Source organism: Paracoccus seriniphilus (assembly GCF_028553745.1).
GTDB lineage: Bacteria > Pseudomonadota > Alphaproteobacteria > Rhodobacterales > Rhodobacteraceae > Paracoccus > Paracoccus seriniphilus.
Genome location: NZ_CP067132.1, coordinates 363,301 through 382,500 on the forward strand (window position 1 = coordinate 363,301; position 19,200 = coordinate 382,500).

Annotated in this window: 17 protein-coding genes (1 of these 17 only partly in view); 9 read left to right on the forward strand and 8 right to left on the reverse strand. The window is 61.9% G+C overall.

The window, feature by feature from the left end; translation table 11 throughout:
* Nucleotides 1–94: 94 nt before the first annotated feature.
* From JHW44_RS20080 to JHW44_RS20115, 8 genes are all read left to right on the forward strand, one after another.
* On the forward strand, nt 95–2,407 hold the full coding sequence (locus tag JHW44_RS20080) for a molybdopterin-dependent oxidoreductase (protein ID WP_089345227.1): 2,313 nt from the start codon (nt 95–97) through the stop codon (nt 2,405–2,407).
* Entirely contained in the window at nt 2,408–3,895 is a 1,488-nt protein-coding gene (locus JHW44_RS20085; RefSeq protein ID WP_089345226.1) for an FGGY-family carbohydrate kinase, read from the forward strand.
* Between the two features lie 19 nt (nt 3,896–3,914).
* Nucleotides 3,915–4,976, forward strand: a complete 1,062-nt coding sequence (locus JHW44_RS20090) for a zinc-binding dehydrogenase (RefSeq protein ID WP_179217758.1) — start codon at nt 3,915–3,917, stop codon at nt 4,974–4,976.
* Nucleotides 4,969–5,634: a class II aldolase/adducin family protein gene (locus tag JHW44_RS20095; RefSeq protein ID WP_089345224.1), complete on the forward strand. Its 666-nt coding sequence runs from the start codon at nt 4,969–4,971 to the stop codon at nt 5,632–5,634. The genes JHW44_RS20090 and JHW44_RS20095 overlap by 8 nt, the downstream gene beginning before the upstream one ends.
* A 1-nt stretch (nt 5,635) precedes the next feature.
* A complete protein-coding gene (locus JHW44_RS20100; RefSeq protein ID WP_089345223.1) occupies nt 5,636–6,619 on the forward strand; it encodes a sugar-binding transcriptional regulator in 984 nt (327 codons plus the stop codon).
* A gap of 192 nt (nt 6,620–6,811) precedes the next feature.
* Nucleotides 6,812–7,846 (forward strand): ABC transporter substrate-binding protein, encoded by a 1,035-nt coding sequence (locus tag JHW44_RS20105; RefSeq protein WP_089345222.1) that lies wholly within the window; start codon nt 6,812–6,814, stop codon nt 7,844–7,846.
* 5 nt (nt 7,847–7,851) lie between these two features.
* Complete coding sequence (locus JHW44_RS20110) at nt 7,852–8,628, forward strand: ABC transporter permease (RefSeq protein ID WP_089345221.1); 777 nt, start codon at nt 7,852–7,854, stop codon at nt 8,626–8,628.
* Nucleotides 8,628–9,383 carry an ABC transporter ATP-binding protein gene (locus JHW44_RS20115; protein ID WP_089345220.1) on the forward strand — a complete coding sequence of 252 codons (756 nt, stop codon included), beginning with the start codon at nt 8,628–8,630 and terminating at the stop codon, nt 9,381–9,383. The genes JHW44_RS20110 and JHW44_RS20115 overlap by 1 nt, the downstream gene beginning before the upstream one ends.
* Before the next feature lie 82 nt (nt 9,384–9,465).
* Here the strand turns inward: JHW44_RS20115 and JHW44_RS20120 are convergent, their stop codons facing one another.
* Genes JHW44_RS20120 through JHW44_RS20145 form a run of 6 tightly spaced genes read right to left on the reverse strand, consistent with a single transcriptional unit; the run spans nt 9,466 to nt 14,788 of the window.
* Nucleotides 9,466–10,293 (reverse strand): sugar phosphate isomerase/epimerase family protein, encoded by an 828-nt coding sequence (locus tag JHW44_RS20120; RefSeq protein ID WP_089345219.1) that lies wholly within the window; start codon nt 10,291–10,293, stop codon nt 9,466–9,468.
* Nucleotides 10,290–11,249 carry a sugar phosphate isomerase/epimerase family protein gene (locus JHW44_RS20125; RefSeq protein ID WP_089345218.1) on the reverse strand — a complete coding sequence of 320 codons (960 nt, stop codon included), beginning with the start codon at nt 11,247–11,249 and terminating at the stop codon, nt 10,290–10,292. Before JHW44_RS20125 ends, JHW44_RS20120 begins: the two co-directional genes overlap by 4 nt.
* A gap of 14 nt (nt 11,250–11,263) precedes the next feature.
* A complete protein-coding gene (locus tag JHW44_RS20130) occupies nt 11,264–12,553 on the reverse strand; it encodes a TRAP transporter large permease (protein WP_089345217.1) in 1,290 nt (429 codons plus the stop codon).
* Nucleotides 12,550–13,068, reverse strand: coding sequence for a TRAP transporter small permease (locus JHW44_RS20135; RefSeq protein ID WP_089345216.1), 519 nt, complete (start codon nt 13,066–13,068; stop codon nt 12,550–12,552). Before JHW44_RS20135 ends, JHW44_RS20130 begins: the two co-directional genes overlap by 4 nt.
* A 4-nt stretch (nt 13,069–13,072) precedes the next feature.
* Nucleotides 13,073–14,062: a TRAP transporter substrate-binding protein gene (locus JHW44_RS20140; RefSeq protein ID WP_089345215.1), complete on the reverse strand. Its 990-nt coding sequence runs from the start codon at nt 14,060–14,062 to the stop codon at nt 13,073–13,075.
* Nucleotides 14,063–14,086: 24 nt separating this feature from the next.
* Nucleotides 14,087–14,788, reverse strand: coding sequence for a GntR family transcriptional regulator (locus JHW44_RS20145; protein WP_089345214.1), 702 nt, complete (start codon nt 14,786–14,788; stop codon nt 14,087–14,089).
* A 567-nt stretch (nt 14,789–15,355) separates the two neighbouring features.
* Between JHW44_RS20145 and JHW44_RS20150 the strand changes: the two genes are divergently transcribed.
* Nucleotides 15,356–17,086 carry an AAA family ATPase gene (locus JHW44_RS20150; protein ID WP_089345213.1) on the forward strand — a complete coding sequence of 577 codons (1,731 nt, stop codon included), beginning with the start codon at nt 15,356–15,358 and terminating at the stop codon, nt 17,084–17,086.
* Nucleotide 17,087: 1 nt separating this feature from the next.
* On the opposite strand, the gene JHW44_RS20155 is transcribed toward JHW44_RS20150, so the two are convergent.
* Both JHW44_RS20155 and JHW44_RS20160 read right to left on the reverse strand, forming a co-directional pair.
* The gene (locus tag JHW44_RS20155; protein ID WP_245847291.1) at nt 17,088–18,125 is read right to left on the reverse strand and encodes a TAXI family TRAP transporter solute-binding subunit; all 1,038 of its coding nucleotides are present in this window, start codon (nt 18,123–18,125) and stop codon (nt 17,088–17,090) included.
* 30 nt (nt 18,126–18,155) lie between these two features.
* Nucleotides 18,156–19,200 carry the 3' portion of a coiled-coil domain-containing protein gene (locus tag JHW44_RS20160; protein ID WP_089345212.1) on the reverse strand. It continues 428 nt past the right edge of the window, so 1,045 of the gene's 1,473 nt are visible here — the last part of the coding sequence; its start codon lies off the right edge, out of view; it ends in the stop codon at nt 18,156–18,158.

Genomic DNA, 19,200 nt, shown 5'->3' on the forward strand with positions numbered 1-19,200 from the left:
CGCATCACTCCTCCTGAGCATGACATTCCGGTTGTAATCTGATCTATCATATGACAATGTATTTTACAAATGTCAAAACGAAAAGGCTGACGTGATGACAGATCGCTATACCGCAGCCCATTGGGGCGCCTATCGGGTGACCGGGGCAGAGGATGATCTGCGGCTGGAGCCGCTGGCCGATGATCCTGCGCCCTCGCGGATCGGGCGCGGCTGGCTGTCTGCGGCGCGTGACACGCGTGCGCGCATCCATCGCCCTGCCGTGCGTCGTGGCTGGCTGGCCGGGGATGGCGGGGCAGGGCGCAATGATGACAGCTATGTCGAACTGCCTTGGGACGAGGCGCTGGATATGGCGGCGCAAGAGTTGCGTCGCGTGTGCAGGGACCATGGCAACGGCGCGATCTACGGTGGTTCCTATGGCTGGTCCAGCGCCGGACGTTTCCATCATGCCCAGTCGCAGCTGCGCCGTTTCCTGAATCTGATCGGGGGATATGTGGCCGCGCGCGACACCTATTCCCATGCTGCGGGCGAAGTTTTGCTGCCCCATATCACCGGCCTGTCCAACAAGGATATCGAAGAGGGGCTGACAAGCTGGCCGCTGATCGCGCAAAACTGCACGCTGTTCCTGGCCTTTGGCGGTGTCTCGGGGCGCACCGCGCAGATCGCCGCGGGCGGCACCAGTTCCCATGAGGTGGATGGCTGGATGGAACGGGCGGCGGCGGCTGGCATGCAGACGATCTGCGTCTCGCCGCTGCGCAGTGATCTGGCCGATCTGCCAAATGCCCGCTGGCTGCCGGTTCGCGCGGGCTCGGACGTGGCATTGATGCTGGCGCTGCTGCATGAGCTGGTCAGCAACGGTCGACATGATCAGGCATTTCTGGACCGCTATACCAGCGGTTGGCCGCAGTTTCGCGACTATGTCATGGGGGTCAGCGACGGTCAGGCAAAATCCGCCGAATGGGCTGCGCCGCTCTGTGACCTGGCCGCGGGCGAGATCCGCGATCTGGCAGAAGAGCTGTCACGCCACAGGGTGATGGTCTCGATCAACTGGGGCCTGCAAAGGGCCGATCATGGCGAACAGACGGTCTGGGCGGGGCTGGCACTGGCGGCCGTGCTGGGCCAGATCGGCCAGCCGGGCACCGGTTTCGGCTTTGGCTATGGCTCGACCACACCGCCGGGGCGTGCCAAGCGTTTCATCAGCTGGCCCTCGGTGCCGCAGGGGCGCAATGGCGTCGATGATTTCATTCCGGTGGCGCGCATTTCCGACATGCTGCTCAACCCCGGGCAAGCCTATCGCTACAACGGCGAAACGCGAAGCTATCCCGATATCCGGCTGGTCTATTGGGCAGGCGGCAACCCCTTTCACCATCATCAGGATCTGTTGCGGCTGGAGCGGGCATGGCAGCGGCCCGAGACCGTCATCGTCCATGAACACAGCTGGACCGCGACAGCACGGCGCGCGGATATCGTTCTGCCCACGACCATGGCGCTGGAGCGTGAAGATATCATGGTCAACCGGCGCGACCCGTCCTTGATCTACATGACGCAGGTCTTGGCGCCGATGGGAGAGGCGCGCAACGATCATGACATCCTTGCCGATCTTGCGCGCCGTTTCGGGGTCGAGGCTGAATTTACCGAGGGGCGGGATACGCAGGACTGGCTCCGCTGGATCTGGGCCGGCTGTCAGGGCGTGGCGCAATCCGAAGGCTTTGCCCTGCCTGATTTCGACAGCTTCCGCGACATGGGCCGTTTCGAAATCCCCGAGGCAGATCAGACCCGCATCCTCTTTTCTCGCTTCATCGAAGATCCCGTTGCCCATGCCCTGCCGACGGAAAGCGGGCGGCTGACATTGTTCAATGACAGGATCGCGGCCATGCAACTGTGCGACTGTCCCGGTCATCCCTGCTGGATGCCCCCGGCGGAATGGACCCATGAGGCCCCGCCGACCCATCTGCATCTGTTGTCGCAACAGCCCGCGACGCGGCTGCACAGCCAGTTGGACAATGGCTCCGAGGCTGTAGCCTCCAAGTTGCAGGGGCGCGAGGTTGCGCGAATGCATCCACGGACGGCCGCCGCGCTGAACCTGCGCGAGGGCGAGGTTGTGCATCTGCACAATGCGCGGGGCGGCTGTCTGGCCGGATTGCGGCTGGACGCGAACATGCGGCACGATTGCGTGGTGCTGCCGACCGGCGCATGGGCCGATCTGCAGGACAGCCCGCAGGGACGGATCTGCGTGCATGGCAATCCGAACATGCTGACAATCGACAAGGGCGCATCGGAACTGAGCCAGGGCAATATCAGCCACACGACGCTGGTGCAGGTTTCGCCGTGGTCTGGCGAGTTGCCAAGGGTCCGGGCTTTGGACGCCCCGCGTTTCGTGACGCGCGCCGAATGTGAAAGGGAGGTTTAGGTGCAGGAATATTGGCTGGGTATCGATGCAGGCACCACCGCGATCAAGGCGGCGGTCTATCGCAGCGACGGAACACGTGTCTCTCTTGGTGAAACGCCAAGCGAGGTGCAGCTGAGCGAACAGGGCCGCGCCGAACAGGATATGGAAACCGTCTGGCAAGGGGTCTGTCAGGCCATTCGCGCGGCGCTTGCCGATATTGATCCCGGCCTGATCCGCAGCGTCGGTATCGCGGCACAGGGCGACGGGCTGTGGGCGCTGGACCGCGACAAGAAGCCGGTCGGCAATGCGATTCTCTGGAATGACACCCGCGCTGCCGACAATGTTTCGCAGCTATATGACAAGGGTCAGGCGCGCGCGATCAGCCATGCCTGCAACACGGCGATCTGGCCGGGCACCTCGGGGACGATCTATCAATGGCTGCGCCAGGCAGAACCCCAACGCGCCGAGGCGATTGACCGGGTAATGTATTGCGCCGATTGGGTCGGTTTCCGCCTGACCGGTGAGATCGCGACCGATTTTTCCAATGCCTCGATCCCCTTTCTGGATTTCGAATCCGGCGGCTATGATCTGGACGCCCTGCAGGTGCTGGATTGCACGCGCCTGGCGCGGATGCTGAATGCGCCGCGCCATGCCGAAAGCCGCCTTGGCGCGATTTCGGCACAGGCCAGCGCGGCGACGGGGCTGCCCGAGGGGCTGCCGGTTTCGGTCGGGACCATGGATCTGTCGGCGATGATCGTCGGCATGGGCATGGAACAGCCCGGCGAGACGATGATGATTCTGGGCACCACGGCGGTGGTCACCATTCTGACCGAGAAGGTCGCGCCGAGCGATCAGCCCGTGGGCGCGACCGCGCATCATGCCAATGGGCGCCTGCTGACACGTATCCTTGCCCCGACCACGGGCGCGGCCGCCTTTGACTGGTTCTGCGCGCTGCATCCCAAGACCCTGGGGGGCGGGTCCGCCGCCGAGATTGCGGGCCGTCTGAACGCATTGGTCGAACAGGTGCCGCCGGGCGCCAATGGCGTGACATTCCTGCCCTATCTGAACGGTGAACGCGCGCCCTTCGTCGCCCCCAGGGCGCGCGGATCGTTCTTTGGCCTGTCCTCCAGCAGTTCCAAGGCAGATATGGGCCGGGCTGTGATGGAGGGCGCGGCCTTCAGCCTGCGCCATTGTTTCGAAAAGGAAAACGGGCGGCCGGATGCGCCGGTGCGCCTGACCGGAGGCGGGGCGCGCAACCGGATGTGGTGCCAGATCATCGCCGATGTGATGCAGGTGCCGGTTCTGGTCAGCGAGGCTTCGGATCATGGGCTGTGGGGGGCGGCCTGTCTGGGCGCTGCCGCCGCCGGACGGGGCGAGGCCTGCACGCTGGCCCGGCGAAGCGAGGACGTGCTGCGCCACGATCCCGACCCTGCGACGGCCCCCGCTTATGACGCCGCCTTCGCCAGATATGTCGCTCTGTCCGACTGCTGTCAGGCGCTTTGGAATTGAAAGGAAAGAGGTTTCAACCATGACCGAAATGATGAAAGCCGCCGTGTATCACACGCTGGAAGATATCCGCATTGAAACACGTCCCATACCCGAAATCGGTGCCGACGAGATCCTGCTGAAGACATTGGCCTGTGGCCTTTGCGGCGGCGAGACCATGGCATGGTACAAGAAGGCTGAACCCAAGGTTCTGGGTCATGAGCCGATTGGCGAGGTCGTGAAGGTCGGCGCGGATGTGACCGACTACAAGGTCGGCGACCGTTTGTTCATCAACCACCATGTCGGCCGGGTCGACAGCCATCTGTCGCGCCGGGGTCACTTTACCCGCGATCCCTTCTATTCCTCGATGAAGCTGGATCCGGGCGGGGTCTGTGAATATTACCGCGTCACCGCCCAGCATCTGCGGATGGATGCCCACAAGCTGCCCGAGAGCATTTCGACCGAGGCGGCGGTGACGATCGAGCCGTGGTCCTGTGTGATGTCGGGGCTGAAGGTCTGCAACATCCAGCCCGGCGACACCGTGGCCGTGGTTGGCGCGGGCTTCATGGGGCAGGGCTTCGTGCATCTGGCACCGCTGTTCGGCGCGGGCAAGGTGATCGCGCTGGATTTCTCGGACTGGCGGCTGGAGAAGGCGCGCGAATTCGGCGCGACGCATACGATCAACCCCAGGAACGAAGATGCGGTCGAGGCGCTGCGTGCGGCCAACAATGGCCGTCTGGCCGATACGGTCATCGTCATTGCGCCCTTCCCGCAGGCCTGGGCGCAGGCCGAGGATCTTGTCGAGGTCGGCGGCACTTTGCATCTGGGTGCGCCGCTGGCACCGGGAACCGATTGGGTGCGCGACGGGGCAAAATCCTATTTTGACCAGATCACGGTCACCTCGCGCTATTCCTCGGACCATACCGACACCTACAGCTATATCCGTCTGCTGGAAGCGGGCCGGATCAAGGCCGACGAGGCGATCTCGCACCGTTTTGACATCGATGACAGTGCGGAAGCCTTTGAAATGCTGCGCAAGGCCGAAAAATCCCTGAAAATCGTCGTCTATCCGCATGGCATCCCCGAGGAGAAGAAGAATGCTTGAAGCCCTGAAAAAGGAAGTCTGCGAACAGAACCACCAATTGCCCCTGAACGGGCTGGTCGTGGGGTCGGGGGGCAATGTCTCGGGGCGCGACCGCGAAACCGGGTTGGTGGTCATCAAGCCCTCGGGCGTCAAGTTCAAGAATCTGACGCCGGAAACCATGGTCGTCGTGGATATGGAGGGCAATGTCGTCGAGGGCGAGATGAAGCCATCGGTGGATACGGGGCTGCATCTGTATATCTACAAGGCTCGGCCTGACATATTCGGCATCACCCACACCCATTCCCCCTATGCGACCAGCTTTGCGGCGCGGGGCGAACGGATTCCGGCGGTGCTGACTCCGATCACGCATATGCTGGGCCGGGATGTGCCCTGTTCGCGCTATGCCACACCGGGCGAGGTCGATACCGGTCAGGCCGTTGTCGAAGCCGCGGATGGTGGATATGCTGCCTTGGTCAAGGCTCATGGGGTGTTCACGATGGGCCGTTCCGCGACCGAGGCGACCTCGTTCGCGATGTATCTGGAGGAAGCAGCGATGACCACGCATCTGGCGATGACGCGCGGCCCGGTCGAGGAGCTGCCACAGGAAGAAATCGACCGTTGCTACAACTGGTTCCAGCAGAACTACGGTCAATCCGGCAACAAGAAGGTAAGTGCCTGACATGGCCCGGGACGAGACATCATCAAACCCTTTCAGTGACAAGGATGCCCTGCTGGCGAATGTCGCGCTGCTGTATTACGGCGAAGGTCTGACCCAGAGCGAGATCGCCAAGCGATTGTCGGTGTCCCGTCCCACCATCGTCAACATGCTGCGGGAATGCCGCGACCGTGGCATCGTGGAAATCCGCGTCGATGGCGAAGTGCTGGCGGCTTCGGCATTGTCGCGACAGCTGGTGGCGCGCTTTGGCCTGGAAGACGCCTATGTCTCGCGTTGTCGGATCGGGGGCGATGCCGTCCCCGACCGTGCCGAGAGCCTGGGCCAGCTTGCCCGGGTGGCGGCCATGGCGCTGCTGGATGTGGTCCGACCGGGGGATACGGTGGGAGTCGCATGGGGCGAAACCATCAAATCCGTCGCCGATGCCATGCCGCGCCAACCCGTCGAAGGGGTGACCGTCTGCCAGATGATCGGCTCGATGGTCTCTGATCGTGTCGCTGCCTCGGAGGATTGCGCGATCCGGATTGCGAATTGTCTGGATGCCAGTTGCTTCACGCTGCATGCGCCCGCGGTCTTGTCGTCAGAGGCGCTGGCCCAAAGCCTGCGCGCGGAACCGACCATTGCCACCCAGTTGCAGCGGCTGCAAAATCTGGACGTGGCAATCTATTCCATCGGCAATACGGAACCCGACACCCATCTGATCGCCGCGGGCATCGCCACGCCCGAACAGGTGGCCCATGCCGTGGATGCCGGGGCCTGCGGGATCGTCTGTTGTCGTTATATCGATATCGACGGCAACCCCGTGCATTTGCCGCCCGAGGAACGTGTCGTGGCCGTCGAGGTCGAACATCTGCGTGCCGCAAGGCGCAAGCTCGTGGTCGTCGCGGGCGAGGACCGGCTGCAGGCGGCAAGGGCAATCCTGAACGGCAAACTGGCGACGCATCTCTGCGTTGACGAGGCTCTGGCCATCGCATTGTTGCAATCTGACTGAAGGCATGATCTTGCCTGCCATTTCCCGCGCCGGACGGCAGCGGGAGGGCTTGCGCGTGCCGTGTCGACATGTCTGCGCAATTAGATAAATGACAAAATATTTGACATCTGTAAAAGTCGCGGGCTATTCTCGATGAATGCTGGCGTTGCACGCCAAAGGGTGGCCCGCAAGGGCTGAGGAGAGGAGGAAGACATGTCGACCGAGAAATACAGCGGACTGACGCGCCGTCGACTTTTGAAGGGTGCCGCCGCCTCTGGCGTCGCGCTTGCCGCGCCGAACTTCTTTATAGGCAAGGCTCATGCCGCGAATGAGAAACTGCGCGTGGGTATCATCCCGGCCTATTCCTTCGGGATCTATTGGCTGGTGCAGGATCAGGGCTTTGCGCCGGGCGTCGACATGGAATTCAGCGTCTTCCCCTCGGGACCTCCGGCGATCGAGGCGATGGTGGGCGGTTCGGTCGATGCGATCACCGTGGGGGCAGTGCCGCCTCTGGCGGCCATGGCCCGCAAGGTGGCCGATCTGCGCGCGATCTCGGTCTGTGGTGACGCCTCGGGGCTTTATACCATTGTCGGCCGCGAAGGGCTGAGCAGCCTGACCGATCTGGAAGGCAAACGGCTTGCCGTAACCTCGGGGTCGAATTTCGATTTCTTCCTTGATACCGTGCTGAAGGCCGAGGGTCTGGCCGATATGCCGCTGACGCGGATCAACATGGAGCCCATCGACGCCCAGGCTGCGATGATCGCGGGGGCGGTCGATGCCACGGTTCCGCTGGCCACTTCGCGCAAGTTGATCTTTGACAAGATGCCCGGTGCGGTGATGCTGGCCGAGGGCGCGAAAATGCCCATCGAGACCCGCCCCAGCATCATGGATATCTTCATGACCACCCAGCAGACGCTGGATGCCAAGCAGGAAGCGCTGCGTCAGGTTGTCGAGGCCTTCCACAGCAAGGGCGTGGGGATGCTGCGCGAGGACAATGCCGAAGTGGTCGCCCGCATGGTGGCCTGGCAGCAAAAGATCGGCCGGGCGGGCGTGACTGCCGAAGAGGTCGAGCCTCTTCTGAACGGCTATTTCTATTTCGACGTGCCTGAAATCAAAGAGGTCTTTGCCAAGGACCAGTTGAAGCAATCGCTGTTGATCCAGTCCGAATTTCTGGCCGGGAATGGCAAGATCTCGGGCGTGCCGGATCTTGACACGATGGTCAGCAGCCAAATTATCGAGCAACTCTAAGTCCGATGAACAAGAACTCTGCATTCAATTCGAAGCGTCTGCTTCTGGGCTGTCTGTCGGTAGCCGTGGTGATCGCGATCTATGCGCTGGTGACCACGCGCCCCGAAAACAACCCGGCGCTGTTGCCACCGATCGGCGATATCATCGCCTCCTTCTGGACCAATCTGACATCGGGCTCGCTGCTCAAGGCGCTTGGTGCCAGCCTGTTCCGCATCAGCGCCGGCTTCCTGATCGGCACCACGCTTGCATTGGTTCTGGGCTGCCTGATCGGCTGGTATCGCACGGTCGAATATCTGTTCGATCCTCTGATCGAGGCCGTGCGGCCGATTCCGCCGCTGGCCTATATCCCGCTGATCATCATCTGGTTCGGCATCGGAGAGTTCAGCCGCGTGCTGATCATCACCATCGCCTGTTTCATGGTCTGCGTGGTCAATGTCATTGCCGGCATGAAGAACGTGCCTGCTGTGTATGAAGATGCTGCCTCGACCATGGGGGCCACCCGCTTTCAGGTGTTCCGCACGGTGGCGGTGCCTGCCGCGACCCCTTTCATCATCACGGGCTATCGTGTGGCACTGGCCGCGGCCTGGACGACCCTTGTGGCCTCTGAGCTTCTGGCCGCGCAGAACGGTCTGGGCTTTCTGCTGCAAGAAGGGCGGCGCTACTTCCTGACCGATCAGGTGATGATGATCATCATGATCATCGGCGGCTGCGCTTTCATCATGGACCGCATCTTCCGCAAGATTCAGGCGCATCTGATGCAGTGGTCGGAGACACGTGAATAATGCCAGAAATTCGTATCGAAAACCTGACGCATACCTTCGGCAAGGGTCAGCCCAATGAATTGACCGTGCTGGACAATATCAACCTGACCTTCGAATCCGGCAGCTTCAATGCCATCGTGGGCACTTCGGGTTGCGGCAAGTCGACCCTGCTGAAGATGATGGCCGGCCTGTTCGCGCCCTCGGACGGCACCATGAAACTGGATGAGCAGATCATTCAGGGCACCGACCGTCGTCGCGGCATGGTGTTCCAGCAGGATGCGGTTTTCCCCTGGATGACGGTGGCCAGGAATATCAGCTATGGCCCTCGTCTTCGCGGTGCCAGCGCGGCCGACCAGCGCGAGATCGAGGCCAAGTGGACGCAGGCAGTGGGGCTGAAAGGCTTCGAGGACCGCTGGCCGCGGGAACTTTCCGGAGGCATGCGCAAGCGGGTCGATATCGGTCGCGTCTATGCCAATGATCCCGATGTGCTGCTGATGGATGAACCCTTTGGCGCGCTGGATGCCCAGACCAAGGAACGGATGCAGTCCGACCTTCTGGACACCTGGAGCCAGTCGCGCAAGACAGTGGTCTTCGTGACCCATGATCTGGAAGAGGCGATCTTTCTTGCCGACAAGATCGTGGTCATGTCGGCCCGTCCGGGGCGTGTTCATCATATCGAAGAGATCACCCTGCCTCGCCCGCGCACCGATGCCATGCGGCTGACGGATGAATTCATCCAGATCAAGCGCCGGTTGTGGGAAATGCTGGATCACTGATCGCGGCCCGGCCCCGGGGCCAGACAAGATAGGACTGCCGGACGTGACATCGCGTCCGGCAGTCTTGCTTTCTGGGGGTGGATCAGCGCTGCGGATCGCGCCTTGCAATGGCCTTGCGCGCCGTGGCCAGATTTGCGGCACTCCATTCCCTTTCCATCCGGCCCGTCGTTTCGAAATCGGACTGGAACGGCATCCAGTGCTCGACAATGACGCTCATGCTGTCGTCATGTCGGGGCAGGGCGCGCAGAACGGCATCGGCGTCGATGCGACCCTGGCCCAGGGGGCGCCCCGTGATGGTGAAACCTGCGCCATAGAAGTCGGGGACGATCTCGTAATCCTTCAGATGCAGGTTGATCGCATGGGGTGACAGGATCGAGACAGTCTCCATCGGCCATTCCCCGGCGCAGATCGAATTTGCCACGTCCAGGCAGACCCCCAGCCGGTCGTCATCGATCAGCGACAACAGATCGACCATGCGGCGGGACGGATAGTTGAAGTGGTTCTCGATCGCGATGCGACAGCCGATATGGCGGGCCTTGTCCAGCAGGGGTGCGAATTCCGCCGCCAGTTCGGCGATGGGGCGCAGGGCATCCTCGCCGTCCAGCGCGATCCGCAGGATCCGCGCATCAATAGTTCCGGCAATATCCAGATAGAGATCAACCTGCGGCGCATTGAAAGCCTGAGTGCCCAGTTCCAGCGCCACATCATGCGCCGCCGCATGTTGCGCCAGAGCGTCAAGTTCCGTGGCGCTCAGGCGGTCCAGCGGCAGATTGTCGGCATATTGCACGACCTCGCAGCCCTGAGAGATCGCGAAATCCAGCACTTCCATGGCCGTCATCGGGCGGTCGGGCACACGATCCTTGTGCCCGATGGACCAGCGAAAGCAATAGGTTCCCAGTCCCAGCTTCACAGCAGGGCCCGGATCAGATCGTTATAGCTGCGCTGCGGCTGCCCGCATTTGATCAGATCCTGAAGATGGCCATCCCCGATCTTGTCCAGCAGCCTGTCCAGATTCTCCATGATCTCGAATGTGGCCGAAATCGCCTCGGCATTGTCGCCCGTGCGGGTAAAGACATCATAGGCGACCCAACCATCATAGCCGATGCGGCGCATGTAGTGCAGGGTTTCCAACGTCTCCCACAGGTGCACCGAGGCCGGCAGCATGTCCCAATCCGCGCCGCGGTCATTGTCATTGAAATGGATATAGAACAGACGCCCCGCCTCGGCGGCGACGGCGATTTCCGAACCGGGGCTTTCACCGGCGATCAGCGCATGACCGACATCCATCGTCACGCCCAGATTGGCCGCGCCGACACGATCGCAGAAATGCAGGGTGCGGCCCATGGTGGGCAGGATGATGTGGTTCTTGCTTTCATAGGCCTTGTATTCGATGCAGATCTTGATGTCGCCACGATGCGCGGCGGCCTCTTCGAAGGCCTCGATCATCCAGCGCCATTGCTGGATGTGATCGACCTGAAAGGCATAGTCCCAACCGTCGATCAGCGGGCAGACGGTGATCATCTCGCTGCCCAGATCCGCGGCCAGATCCATTGCTGTTTTCAGATATTGAACCGACTCCCGACGCAGTCCCGCATCGGGGCTGGTGAATGAGCCGTCCTTGAACTTGCCTTCGGTCTTGACGTTCACATTGACGGCCGAGACGGCCAGCCCGCTGTCCTTGACGGCCTTTGTGGCGCTGCCATCGGCGCCCAGATCCTGCGGATAGACGGGCTCGATACCATGGGTGCGCGGGATGGTCCTGGCGATGTCGAGACGCTCGGCAAAGGAACGGTCGGGCTGGAACTGGTGGAACCGGTCGCGATAGCCGCCGATGGTCCCCATGAGAATCGAGTTCTTGTAAGACATGGAATTTCCTTGGGTCAGATGTCGTAGAGCTGTTGCGGGATGAACAGCACGATGTCGGGGAACAGGGTGATCAGCATCAGCACCAGAAGCTGTGCCAGCAGGAAGGGCAGTATGGCCTTGCAGATCCGCGCGATCGAAATTCCCGCGATGCCGCTGGCAATATAGAGCGACAGGCCGACAGGGGGGGTGACCGTGCCGATCATCAGATTCACGGTCATCATCACGCCGAAGAAGACCGGGTCGATACCGAAGGCCTTGACGACCGGCAGCAGGACCGGGGTAAAGACGATGATTGCCGATCCGCCATCCAGAAAGCATCCTGCCACCAGCAGCAACAGATTGATCAGGATCAGCAGGGTCAGCGCCGAGGTGATCTTGGCCGAGAACCAGTCCGACAGCATCATGGGAAGCTGTTCGATGGTCAGGACATAGCCCACAAGATTGGCGACGCCGACGATCACCATGACGACCGCCGTGTTCAGTCCGGCATGATAGAACAGGTCGGGCAGGCTTGAGAGGCTCAGTTCCTTGTACCAGAACAGACCGACCACCAGGGCATAGACGGTGGCGACAACCGCGGCTTCGGTCGCGGTAAATATCCCGCCCAGAATTCCTCCTACGATGATCAGCGGCATGACAAGCGCGCCGACGGCCTCTTTGAACGATGCCCAAAGTCCGGCATAGGAAAATGGCTCGGTCTCGATTTCCCAGTTGCTGCGTCTGGCCTTGAAATAGATCAGCACCATCAGCGCTGCGGTCATCATCAGTCCGGGCAGGATGCCGCCCATGAACAGGGCGCCGATCGACACGCCCGATATCACTCCATACAGAACCAGCGGGATCGAGGGCGGAATGATCGGCCCGATCACGCCCGAGGCCGCAACCACGGCGGCGGAGAACTCGGGCGCATAGCCGCGCCGTTTCATCATGGGGATCATCGTCGATCCGATGGCCGTTGTATCCGCCACCGCCGAGCCCGAGATGCCTGCAAAGATCGTCGAGGCGATCACGGCCACATGACCAAGCCCGCCCGAGATCCAGCCCACCAGGTAGGATGAGAAATTGACCAGTCGGCGCGAGATCCCGCCCTGCTCCATCAGGGCGCCGGCGGCCATGAAGAAGGGGATTGCCAGCATAGGAAAGCTGTCCAGCCCGGCATAGATGCGCTGCATCACCAGTTGCGGAGACAGAAGGTCGATCGAGGCCAGCACCACCAGCGATGCGGCCGCCAGGCTGAACAGGATGGGCGTGCCCAGCAGAAGCAGCACGAAGAACACGCCAAACAACAGGCCAAGGCTGCTCATGCGTGCTCACCCTTGATCACGTCGCGAATGTTGATGACCGTCACGACGAACAGCCACAGGGTCATCAGCGTCACCGCGAACAGGATGATGAAAAAGATGATCCCCATCGGGATCTGCAGTGCCGGGGTGCGCTGATCCCATTCACGCAGCATGGTGGTCCAGCCGCCGCGCACCAGATAGGTGGAACAGACCAGCCCGACCAGAGACGCAAGCGCCGTCAGCGCGGCGCGCAGGCGCCACCCGCATTGATCGAGGATCACGGTGACCGTCAGATGGGCCTGCTGGCGCGCCAGCACGGCAGCGCCGAGAAACACGATCGAGATGAACAACAGCCGCGCAACTTCTTCGGACCATCCCAGCGAGATGGACAGCAGATAGCGCGACGCAATTTGCAGAAAGACCACCACCACCATGGCGGCCATGCCGATGACGATGGCCCATTTCATGGCCTGCATGATGATCCCCTCGGTCCGCGCAAGCGCACCGAGAGCATCCGTCCGGTTTGACGGGATCATGGCCTCAACCTTCGTCGCGGACGTCGTCGATCACCTCGAACCACTCGACCACCGTGTCGCCGAATTCCGCGATTGCGTCGTCGCGCAGCGGGGCGACCTTGGCGGCAAAGGCGTCGCGGTCGGGTTCGGTGATGGTCATGCCTTCTGCGGCCAGTTCGTCCAGCAGGCTGGCGTCATCGGCGGCGACCTTGTCGCGCTGAACCTGCTGGGCGTCCTGAACGGCCCCGTGGATGATCTCTTGCTGTTCCGGCGTCAGTTTCTGCCACAGTTCGTCCGAATAGAGGACCATATGGGTCAGATGCAGATGCCCGGTCAAAGACAGATAGTCGTTCACCTCGGAGAACTTGGCACTATAGATATTGGACAGCGGGTTTTCCTGCCCGTCCACGACGCCTTGTTCCATGGCGGTATACAGTTCGTTGAAGGCCATCGGCGTGGCATTGGCGCCCATCATTTCAAGCGTGCGCAGGTGATAGGTTGATTTGGGCGTGCGGATCTTCAGGCCGGCCAGATCCTCGGGCGTGGCCACGGGGCGTTTGGAATTGGTCAGATGTCGCATGCCGGCCTCGAAATAGCCCAGCAGATGCACGCCATGTTCGTTCACACGGCTGGCGACTTCTTCGCCCAGTTCACCCCCGAAGGCACGAAAGGCATGTTCACGGTCCTTGAACAGGTAGCCGATTTCCAGCGCCCCCAGTTCCGGCACCCATGACCCGAAGAAACCCGTGGTGACCCAGGTCATTTCCAATGTGCCCGAGCGAAGCTGTTCGACCATTTCACGCTGATTTCCCAGCTGGCTGTCGGTGAAGATGCGCACGTCGATATCACCGTTCGAGCGTTCCTCGATCAGCCGCTCGATCTCGCGGGCGCCGACGTTTTCGGGGTGATCGCCGGAAACCACCGTGCCGATCTTGATGACCAGATCTGCGGCGGCTGCGGGGCTGACCAGCGCGGTCGCGGCCAGAAGCACCGCCGTAAACATGCGTTCTTTCATTTCATCCTCCTCCCAGAGTATTCTTTATGTTGTCTGTTTGACTGCCGGCACCGGTGTGTGCGGAGAGATCCTCCCGATGATGTCCAGCATTTCCTCGGTCGTTCTGTCCCAGTGCTGGCGATAGACCACCTCCAGCTCGCGCAGGTCGCGGGCGACCAATGCGTCATACATCTGCCTGTGCTCCCGCGTCGAAAGGACCGGCAGGTCGCGCATGTGCAGCACGAAATAGCGCGCGCGATCCGTCAGCCCCCTCTGGGCATGATACATCCCTGCCAGCCTGCTGTTGCCGCACATGTCCACGACCGCGAAATGGCAGCGTGTATCGGCCAGCGCCCATGCCTCGCGATCCTGACGTTCAAGGGCATCCTCCATGTCCTTTACGCATTGCAGGATGGGGTCCAGTTCTTCCACATCGCGATAATTGCGCGCGATCAGCAGCGCGGCCTCCAGTTCGAGAGCCTTGGTGACCTGATGGATGTCGCGCACATCCTCCAGCCGCAGCGGCAGGATGCGGGTGCCCTTGCGCGGAACGATCTGTACCATCTGTTCGCTTTGCAGGCGCAGGATCGCCTCGCGCACCGGCGTCCGGCTCAGCGAGAACATTTCGCACAACTCTCGATCGGACCAGGTCGAATCCGGGCTGAGCCTGCCGGTCAGGATACCCTCACGGATGGTGGCATAGCTGCGATCTGCAAGCGATTGGGACGGTGTGGAAGCATCGATCATGCATTCAAGGTATCTCAACTGATATATCAGATAAAGTATTAATTGATAAATCAGATGGTGAAGACGTCAGGCAATTGAAATCTATATGAAATCTTCAGACCCTGCGGCGATTCCCGCACAGGTTTTCACGATATGGGGTGAAGGATGTCTTCAAGAGGCGGCCGGAATCTGGGCGGCTGCCGCCGGCGTGATTCCAACGCGCAGGTGATCCTGCCGGACAGATGGGGGCATAGCAGGCATGGCGGCGCTGGTCGCCATGCCTGCCCGAGAGGCGGGCAAGGGGGGCGGGACTGGGGGACCGCCTGACCCGGTTCCGGCTGATGGCGCAAACAGGGTAATGACGGTCTTTGAAGGCCGTGACTGATGTCAGACTGCGACAAGATGGGTCAGGCCGCGTCCTGTTCTTGACGCAGGCACTGCATAGGGTAACCTGAACATGCAGTATTGATGTAACGGCGGGATATGGCCGATGGTTGCGGGTTTGCAGGACGGCTTGAAAAGCTGCGCGGCGGTATTGCGCCGTGATCCCTGCCGACCGTTTGGCGGCATGTCGACATTGTTACACCAATGACCGGGGACGCGGACCAGAGCCGGGCGGCATGTCCGGTATTCGCGGTCGGTTCGACGCCGTCGCTGCTTTACCCGTCATCGGCGGAACAGGCGGCCTTGTCCGATCTGCGCCACGCCCTGCTTGACGGAAGCCCGCTGACCCTGCTGCTGGGGGACGATGGCATCGGCAAGACGCAATTGCTGAATGCGATCCGCACGCGACTGTCCGAAAGCCACAAGATCGCCTCGATCCGGTTGGAGGAATTCGAACCGGGGGATCCCCAGATCGGTTCGGATGATGATGCGCAGGATGATGAGTTCATCGCCTCGATCCGTGACTTTGCGCATGAAGACCAGGACGAGGCACTGCCAAGCCAAATGCCGACGCTTCTGATCGTGGATGACGCCCATCTGCTGCCCGACAGTGCGCTTGATCAGCTGCATCGCGTTTGCGAGGCCCTTTCGGCTTCGGAGCCGCCGGTGCAGTTGTTGCTGGCTGGCCTGCCCGTGCTGCGGGACAAGCTGGATCAGTGGCAGGACAGCGCATTGGGACGTTATATCGGTGCCGAAATTCGCATCGCCGCGCTGACGGAATATGAGACGGCAGGCTATGTCGCGCATCGTTTCGCCACGGTCGATTGCGACTGCCATTCGGGACGCAATCCCTTCGATGCCGGCGCCATGGTCCGGCTGCATCATTATTCGCAGGGGGTTCCGGGGCGGATCGGGGCGATCGCCAGGACATGCCTGTCCGAGGCCGAGCGTGCCGGTGCCACGGTGATCGGTGCGGCTTTCGTCGATGCCTGTGAGCGTGGTGAGCCGGTCGATGCCCTGCCCCCACCGTCCTCGACGCCTGCACAGGTGGTTGCCCATGCCGACCGCGCCGGCGCAAAGGTGCCGGGCGCTGCGTCGGACATGAAACCCGTTTCTCTGAGACCTGCGGATGAGGTCGGGACATCCGTGGCTGTCGTGCCGCCGCGTGGCCGGGGATGGATCTGGACGGTGGCTTCGGCGACGGTTCTGGCCGCGCTGGCGGGCGGTTTGATCTGGACCCAGATTTCGGGGCGCGGGCAGGGTGTGGCCCTGGTGGAGCCGGCTGGACCGATCTTGACACCCACGCCACCTTCAGATGATCGCCCTCTTGGCCCGCGCGAGGACATGCAGACCATGCCCGAGCCTGTGCCGATGCCGCCGCCGCCCCAGATTCGGCTGATGAGCGTGCCCGACACCCGTGATCTGCTGGATCAGGCAATTGACGCCGCCGCGACCGATCCCGCATTCGCGGCATTGCTGTATGAGCGCGCGGCATTGCTGGGCGATAGCCGTGCTGCCTATTTCATGGGCCAGGTTTACGAATTGGGCGATGGAGTGAGCGCGGACCCGCAGCGCGCCCGTGCCTGGTATCGCAGTGCCGTCGACAGCCAGTCCGCGGCGGACAGGCTTGCGGAACTGGGGCCCCTGACGGTGCAGAGCGGGGCCGCCGCCGCGCCTGTTCCGGTCTTGCAGGCCAGCCTGCCGGACGGGCGGCTGATTCTGCATTGGCGGACGGCTGGTTCGGCAAGTCCGCCGCGCTTTGCCGTGGATTATATGTCAGGGAGCGAGGACAGCGCCCCGCATCGGCGCGTCACGGCGCTTTCGGCGATCCTGCTGGAGGGGCCGGTCTCGCGCTGGCGCATCGTTTCCTTGTCAGCGGATGATCGCGATCAGGGCGCCACCGAGTGGTTTGACGCCCCGAGCGCAGTCGAATGATTCAGCAGCCCATGACCGCGCAGATGCTGCGACGATAGCTGTCATTGGCATCGCCTTCCGCGCTTGGAGGAGCCGTGCAGTTCATTTCGTAATCCGCGCTGGTGCCACGGGTGACACATGATCCGACATCCCAGCCCGGAGGAATCGCTCCCAGATCGACATCCTGCCATTTCGGATGTCCATATTGCTTGAGCGAGTCGAGATTGGTCGAGATCAACGCACTCATATCCGAAACCGCATTGCAGGATTGACGGTGATAGGCATTCCGATTGGCGTCATAGTCATAGGTCATCAACACGGCCTTGACGGCGACCAGATCGACCGGATCGGTCTGGAAAGGATAGGTGCCTGCTGCCAGGGTCGAGGGCGTATAGACGTTGCGCAGGGTATCATCGGTGATGGGCAGCAGATGGAACCTGCCGCCATCGATGCCGCTGCCCAGGTACAATGAGGCCGGGGCTCCGGCGACATAGAAGAATGCATCGATCTGCCCGGTCAGCAATCTTGGCAAGGCGTCCTTGGGCGCGAGTGGCAATCTTTCCGCCGGTTCCAGCCCGGCCAGGGACAGCATCAGCGAGGCGGTCAGGAACGTGCCGCTGTTTTCCGCTCCGATGGCCACGCGCCGGCCTGCCAGGTCTCCGAAATCGGCGATGTCCTTCTTGGCAAGGATATGCACCTCTTCTTCATACAGTGGAAAGGCGATGCGCACGCCCTTGATGGTGCGGGCAATATCGGGGTCTTGCGCGGCGAATGTCTGCATATACTCCAGCACGTCGTTCTGAACGATGCCGAACTGGGTATTTGGCCGCTGCCGGACGCCCAGAAAATTCTCAAGCGAACCTGCCGATTCCACGACATCAACCTCATGACCGCATTGAGCCATCAGGCGCTGCATGTCGCGGCCGAACTGGATATAGGTGCCAGTCGGAGAGCCGGTCATGATGCTGATCTGTGGTTCCTGACCATGGGCCGATATGACCGGCAGGCCGACAAGCCCGGCGACAACCGCAAGATGCTTCAGAAGTTTGGGCAATCGCATGCGTTCCTCCTTCGATGATTGGCGCGGGCGTTAGCAACTGCCCAGGTGAGATATCAATGACAGCAATGATTGGCGATTGATCGGCTGCTGGATCCTGCTCAAGGCGGTTGCGGGGCAATCTCCCTTGATCAAGGCATCCCGCAACTGCGTCAGCAACGTCGGATCTCCCGGCAGGCCCGGCATCACGGCCAAGGCCTCATCGACGACGGACGGCTCTCGGGGCTGGCCCGTCATCTCCGGGGCCGGGTCGGCCTCGGCTGCATTGATGATTTCGGCAGGGGCGGTGGCTTCCGCCTCGGGTTCCGGTTCAGCCAGGGCTGCTGTCGGGGACTGAAGACTCTGTTGCTGGCTGGTCAGCTCTGCGACTTGCTGGCGCAGGCTGTTGGCCTTGGTGGTCAGGCCTTCCAGTTCGGCGCGCTGTTTCGTCAGCGCCTCCTCCAGCGCGGCCTGTTGCGCGGCGCGGTCCTGCGCCTGCTGCAATTCCGTGGCCAGAGTCCGTTTGCGTTCGTCGAGCTGTTCGATTTGAGAGGTGAGCTCCGCCGCGTTTCCTTCCAGCGCGGCCAGCTGTTCTTCCTGATCTGCGATGCGGGCGGCCAGTTGCTCTGCCGTTTCTTTCTGCGCAGCGACCTGCTCGGCAAGCCGGGCCTTTTCTTCCGCCATTTCGTGGCTCAGGGCGGCCTGCGCCGCGAATTCATCGCTTTGGCCGGACAGCTCTGCGATTTGCTGGCGCAGGCTGTCGGCCTCGGCCGTCAGCCTTTCCAGTTCGCTGCGCTGTTCCGCCAGCGCAGCTTCCAGTTCTTCCTGCTGCGTCGCGCGGTCCTGCGTTTGTTGCAATTCCGCGGCCAAGGTCTGTTTCTGTTGGTCAAGCTGTTCGATTTCGGTCTTCAGAGCGGCGACACTGTCATCCAGCCCGCGCATTTCGGCGCGGCGCCTGGCGATCTGGTCGTCCAGTTCCGTGGCTTCGGCGCTTGCTGCCTGCGCCACTTCTTCTTGTGTGGCATCGCGCTGGTTGACCAATGATGTGATTTCTTCAGTCAGCCGCTGGATTTCCTGCTCTTGTTCACTGCGCGCTTGG

What these genes read in the sequence shown, in the direction of transcription:
- JHW44_RS20140 (WP_089345215.1), bottom strand. Translation starts at nt 14,062, where the DNA reads ATGAAAGAACGCATGTTTACGGCGGTGCTTCTGGCCGCGACCGCGCTG.
- JHW44_RS20130 (WP_089345217.1), bottom strand. Translation starts at nt 12,553, where the DNA reads ATGAGCAGCCTTGGCCTGTTGTTTGGCGTGTTCTTCGTGCTGCTTCTG.
- JHW44_RS20105 (WP_089345222.1), top strand. Translation starts at nt 6,812, where the DNA reads ATGTCGACCGAGAAATACAGCGGACTGACGCGCCGTCGACTTTTGAAG.
- JHW44_RS20080 (WP_089345227.1), top strand. Translation starts at nt 95, where the DNA reads ATGACAGATCGCTATACCGCAGCCCATTGGGGCGCCTATCGGGTGACC.
- JHW44_RS20150 (WP_089345213.1), top strand. Translation starts at nt 15,356, where the DNA reads ATGACCGGGGACGCGGACCAGAGCCGGGCGGCATGTCCGGTATTCGCG.
- JHW44_RS20090 (WP_179217758.1), top strand. Translation starts at nt 3,915, where the DNA reads ATGACCGAAATGATGAAAGCCGCCGTGTATCACACGCTGGAAGATATC.
- JHW44_RS20145 (WP_089345214.1), bottom strand. Translation starts at nt 14,788, where the DNA reads ATGATCGATGCTTCCACACCGTCCCAATCGCTTGCAGATCGCAGCTAT.
- JHW44_RS20135 (WP_089345216.1), bottom strand. Translation starts at nt 13,068, where the DNA reads ATGATCCCGTCAAACCGGACGGATGCTCTCGGTGCGCTTGCGCGGACC.
- JHW44_RS20110 (WP_089345221.1), top strand. Translation starts at nt 7,852, where the DNA reads ATGAACAAGAACTCTGCATTCAATTCGAAGCGTCTGCTTCTGGGCTGT.
- JHW44_RS20095 (WP_089345224.1), top strand. Translation starts at nt 4,969, where the DNA reads ATGCTTGAAGCCCTGAAAAAGGAAGTCTGCGAACAGAACCACCAATTG.
- JHW44_RS20115 (WP_089345220.1), top strand. Translation starts at nt 8,628, where the DNA reads ATGCCAGAAATTCGTATCGAAAACCTGACGCATACCTTCGGCAAGGGT.
- JHW44_RS20155 (WP_245847291.1), bottom strand. Translation starts at nt 18,125, where the DNA reads ATGCGATTGCCCAAACTTCTGAAGCATCTTGCGGTTGTCGCCGGGCTT.
- JHW44_RS20100 (WP_089345223.1), top strand. Translation starts at nt 5,636, where the DNA reads ATGGCCCGGGACGAGACATCATCAAACCCTTTCAGTGACAAGGATGCC.
- JHW44_RS20125 (WP_089345218.1), bottom strand. Translation starts at nt 11,249, where the DNA reads ATGTCTTACAAGAACTCGATTCTCATGGGGACCATCGGCGGCTATCGC.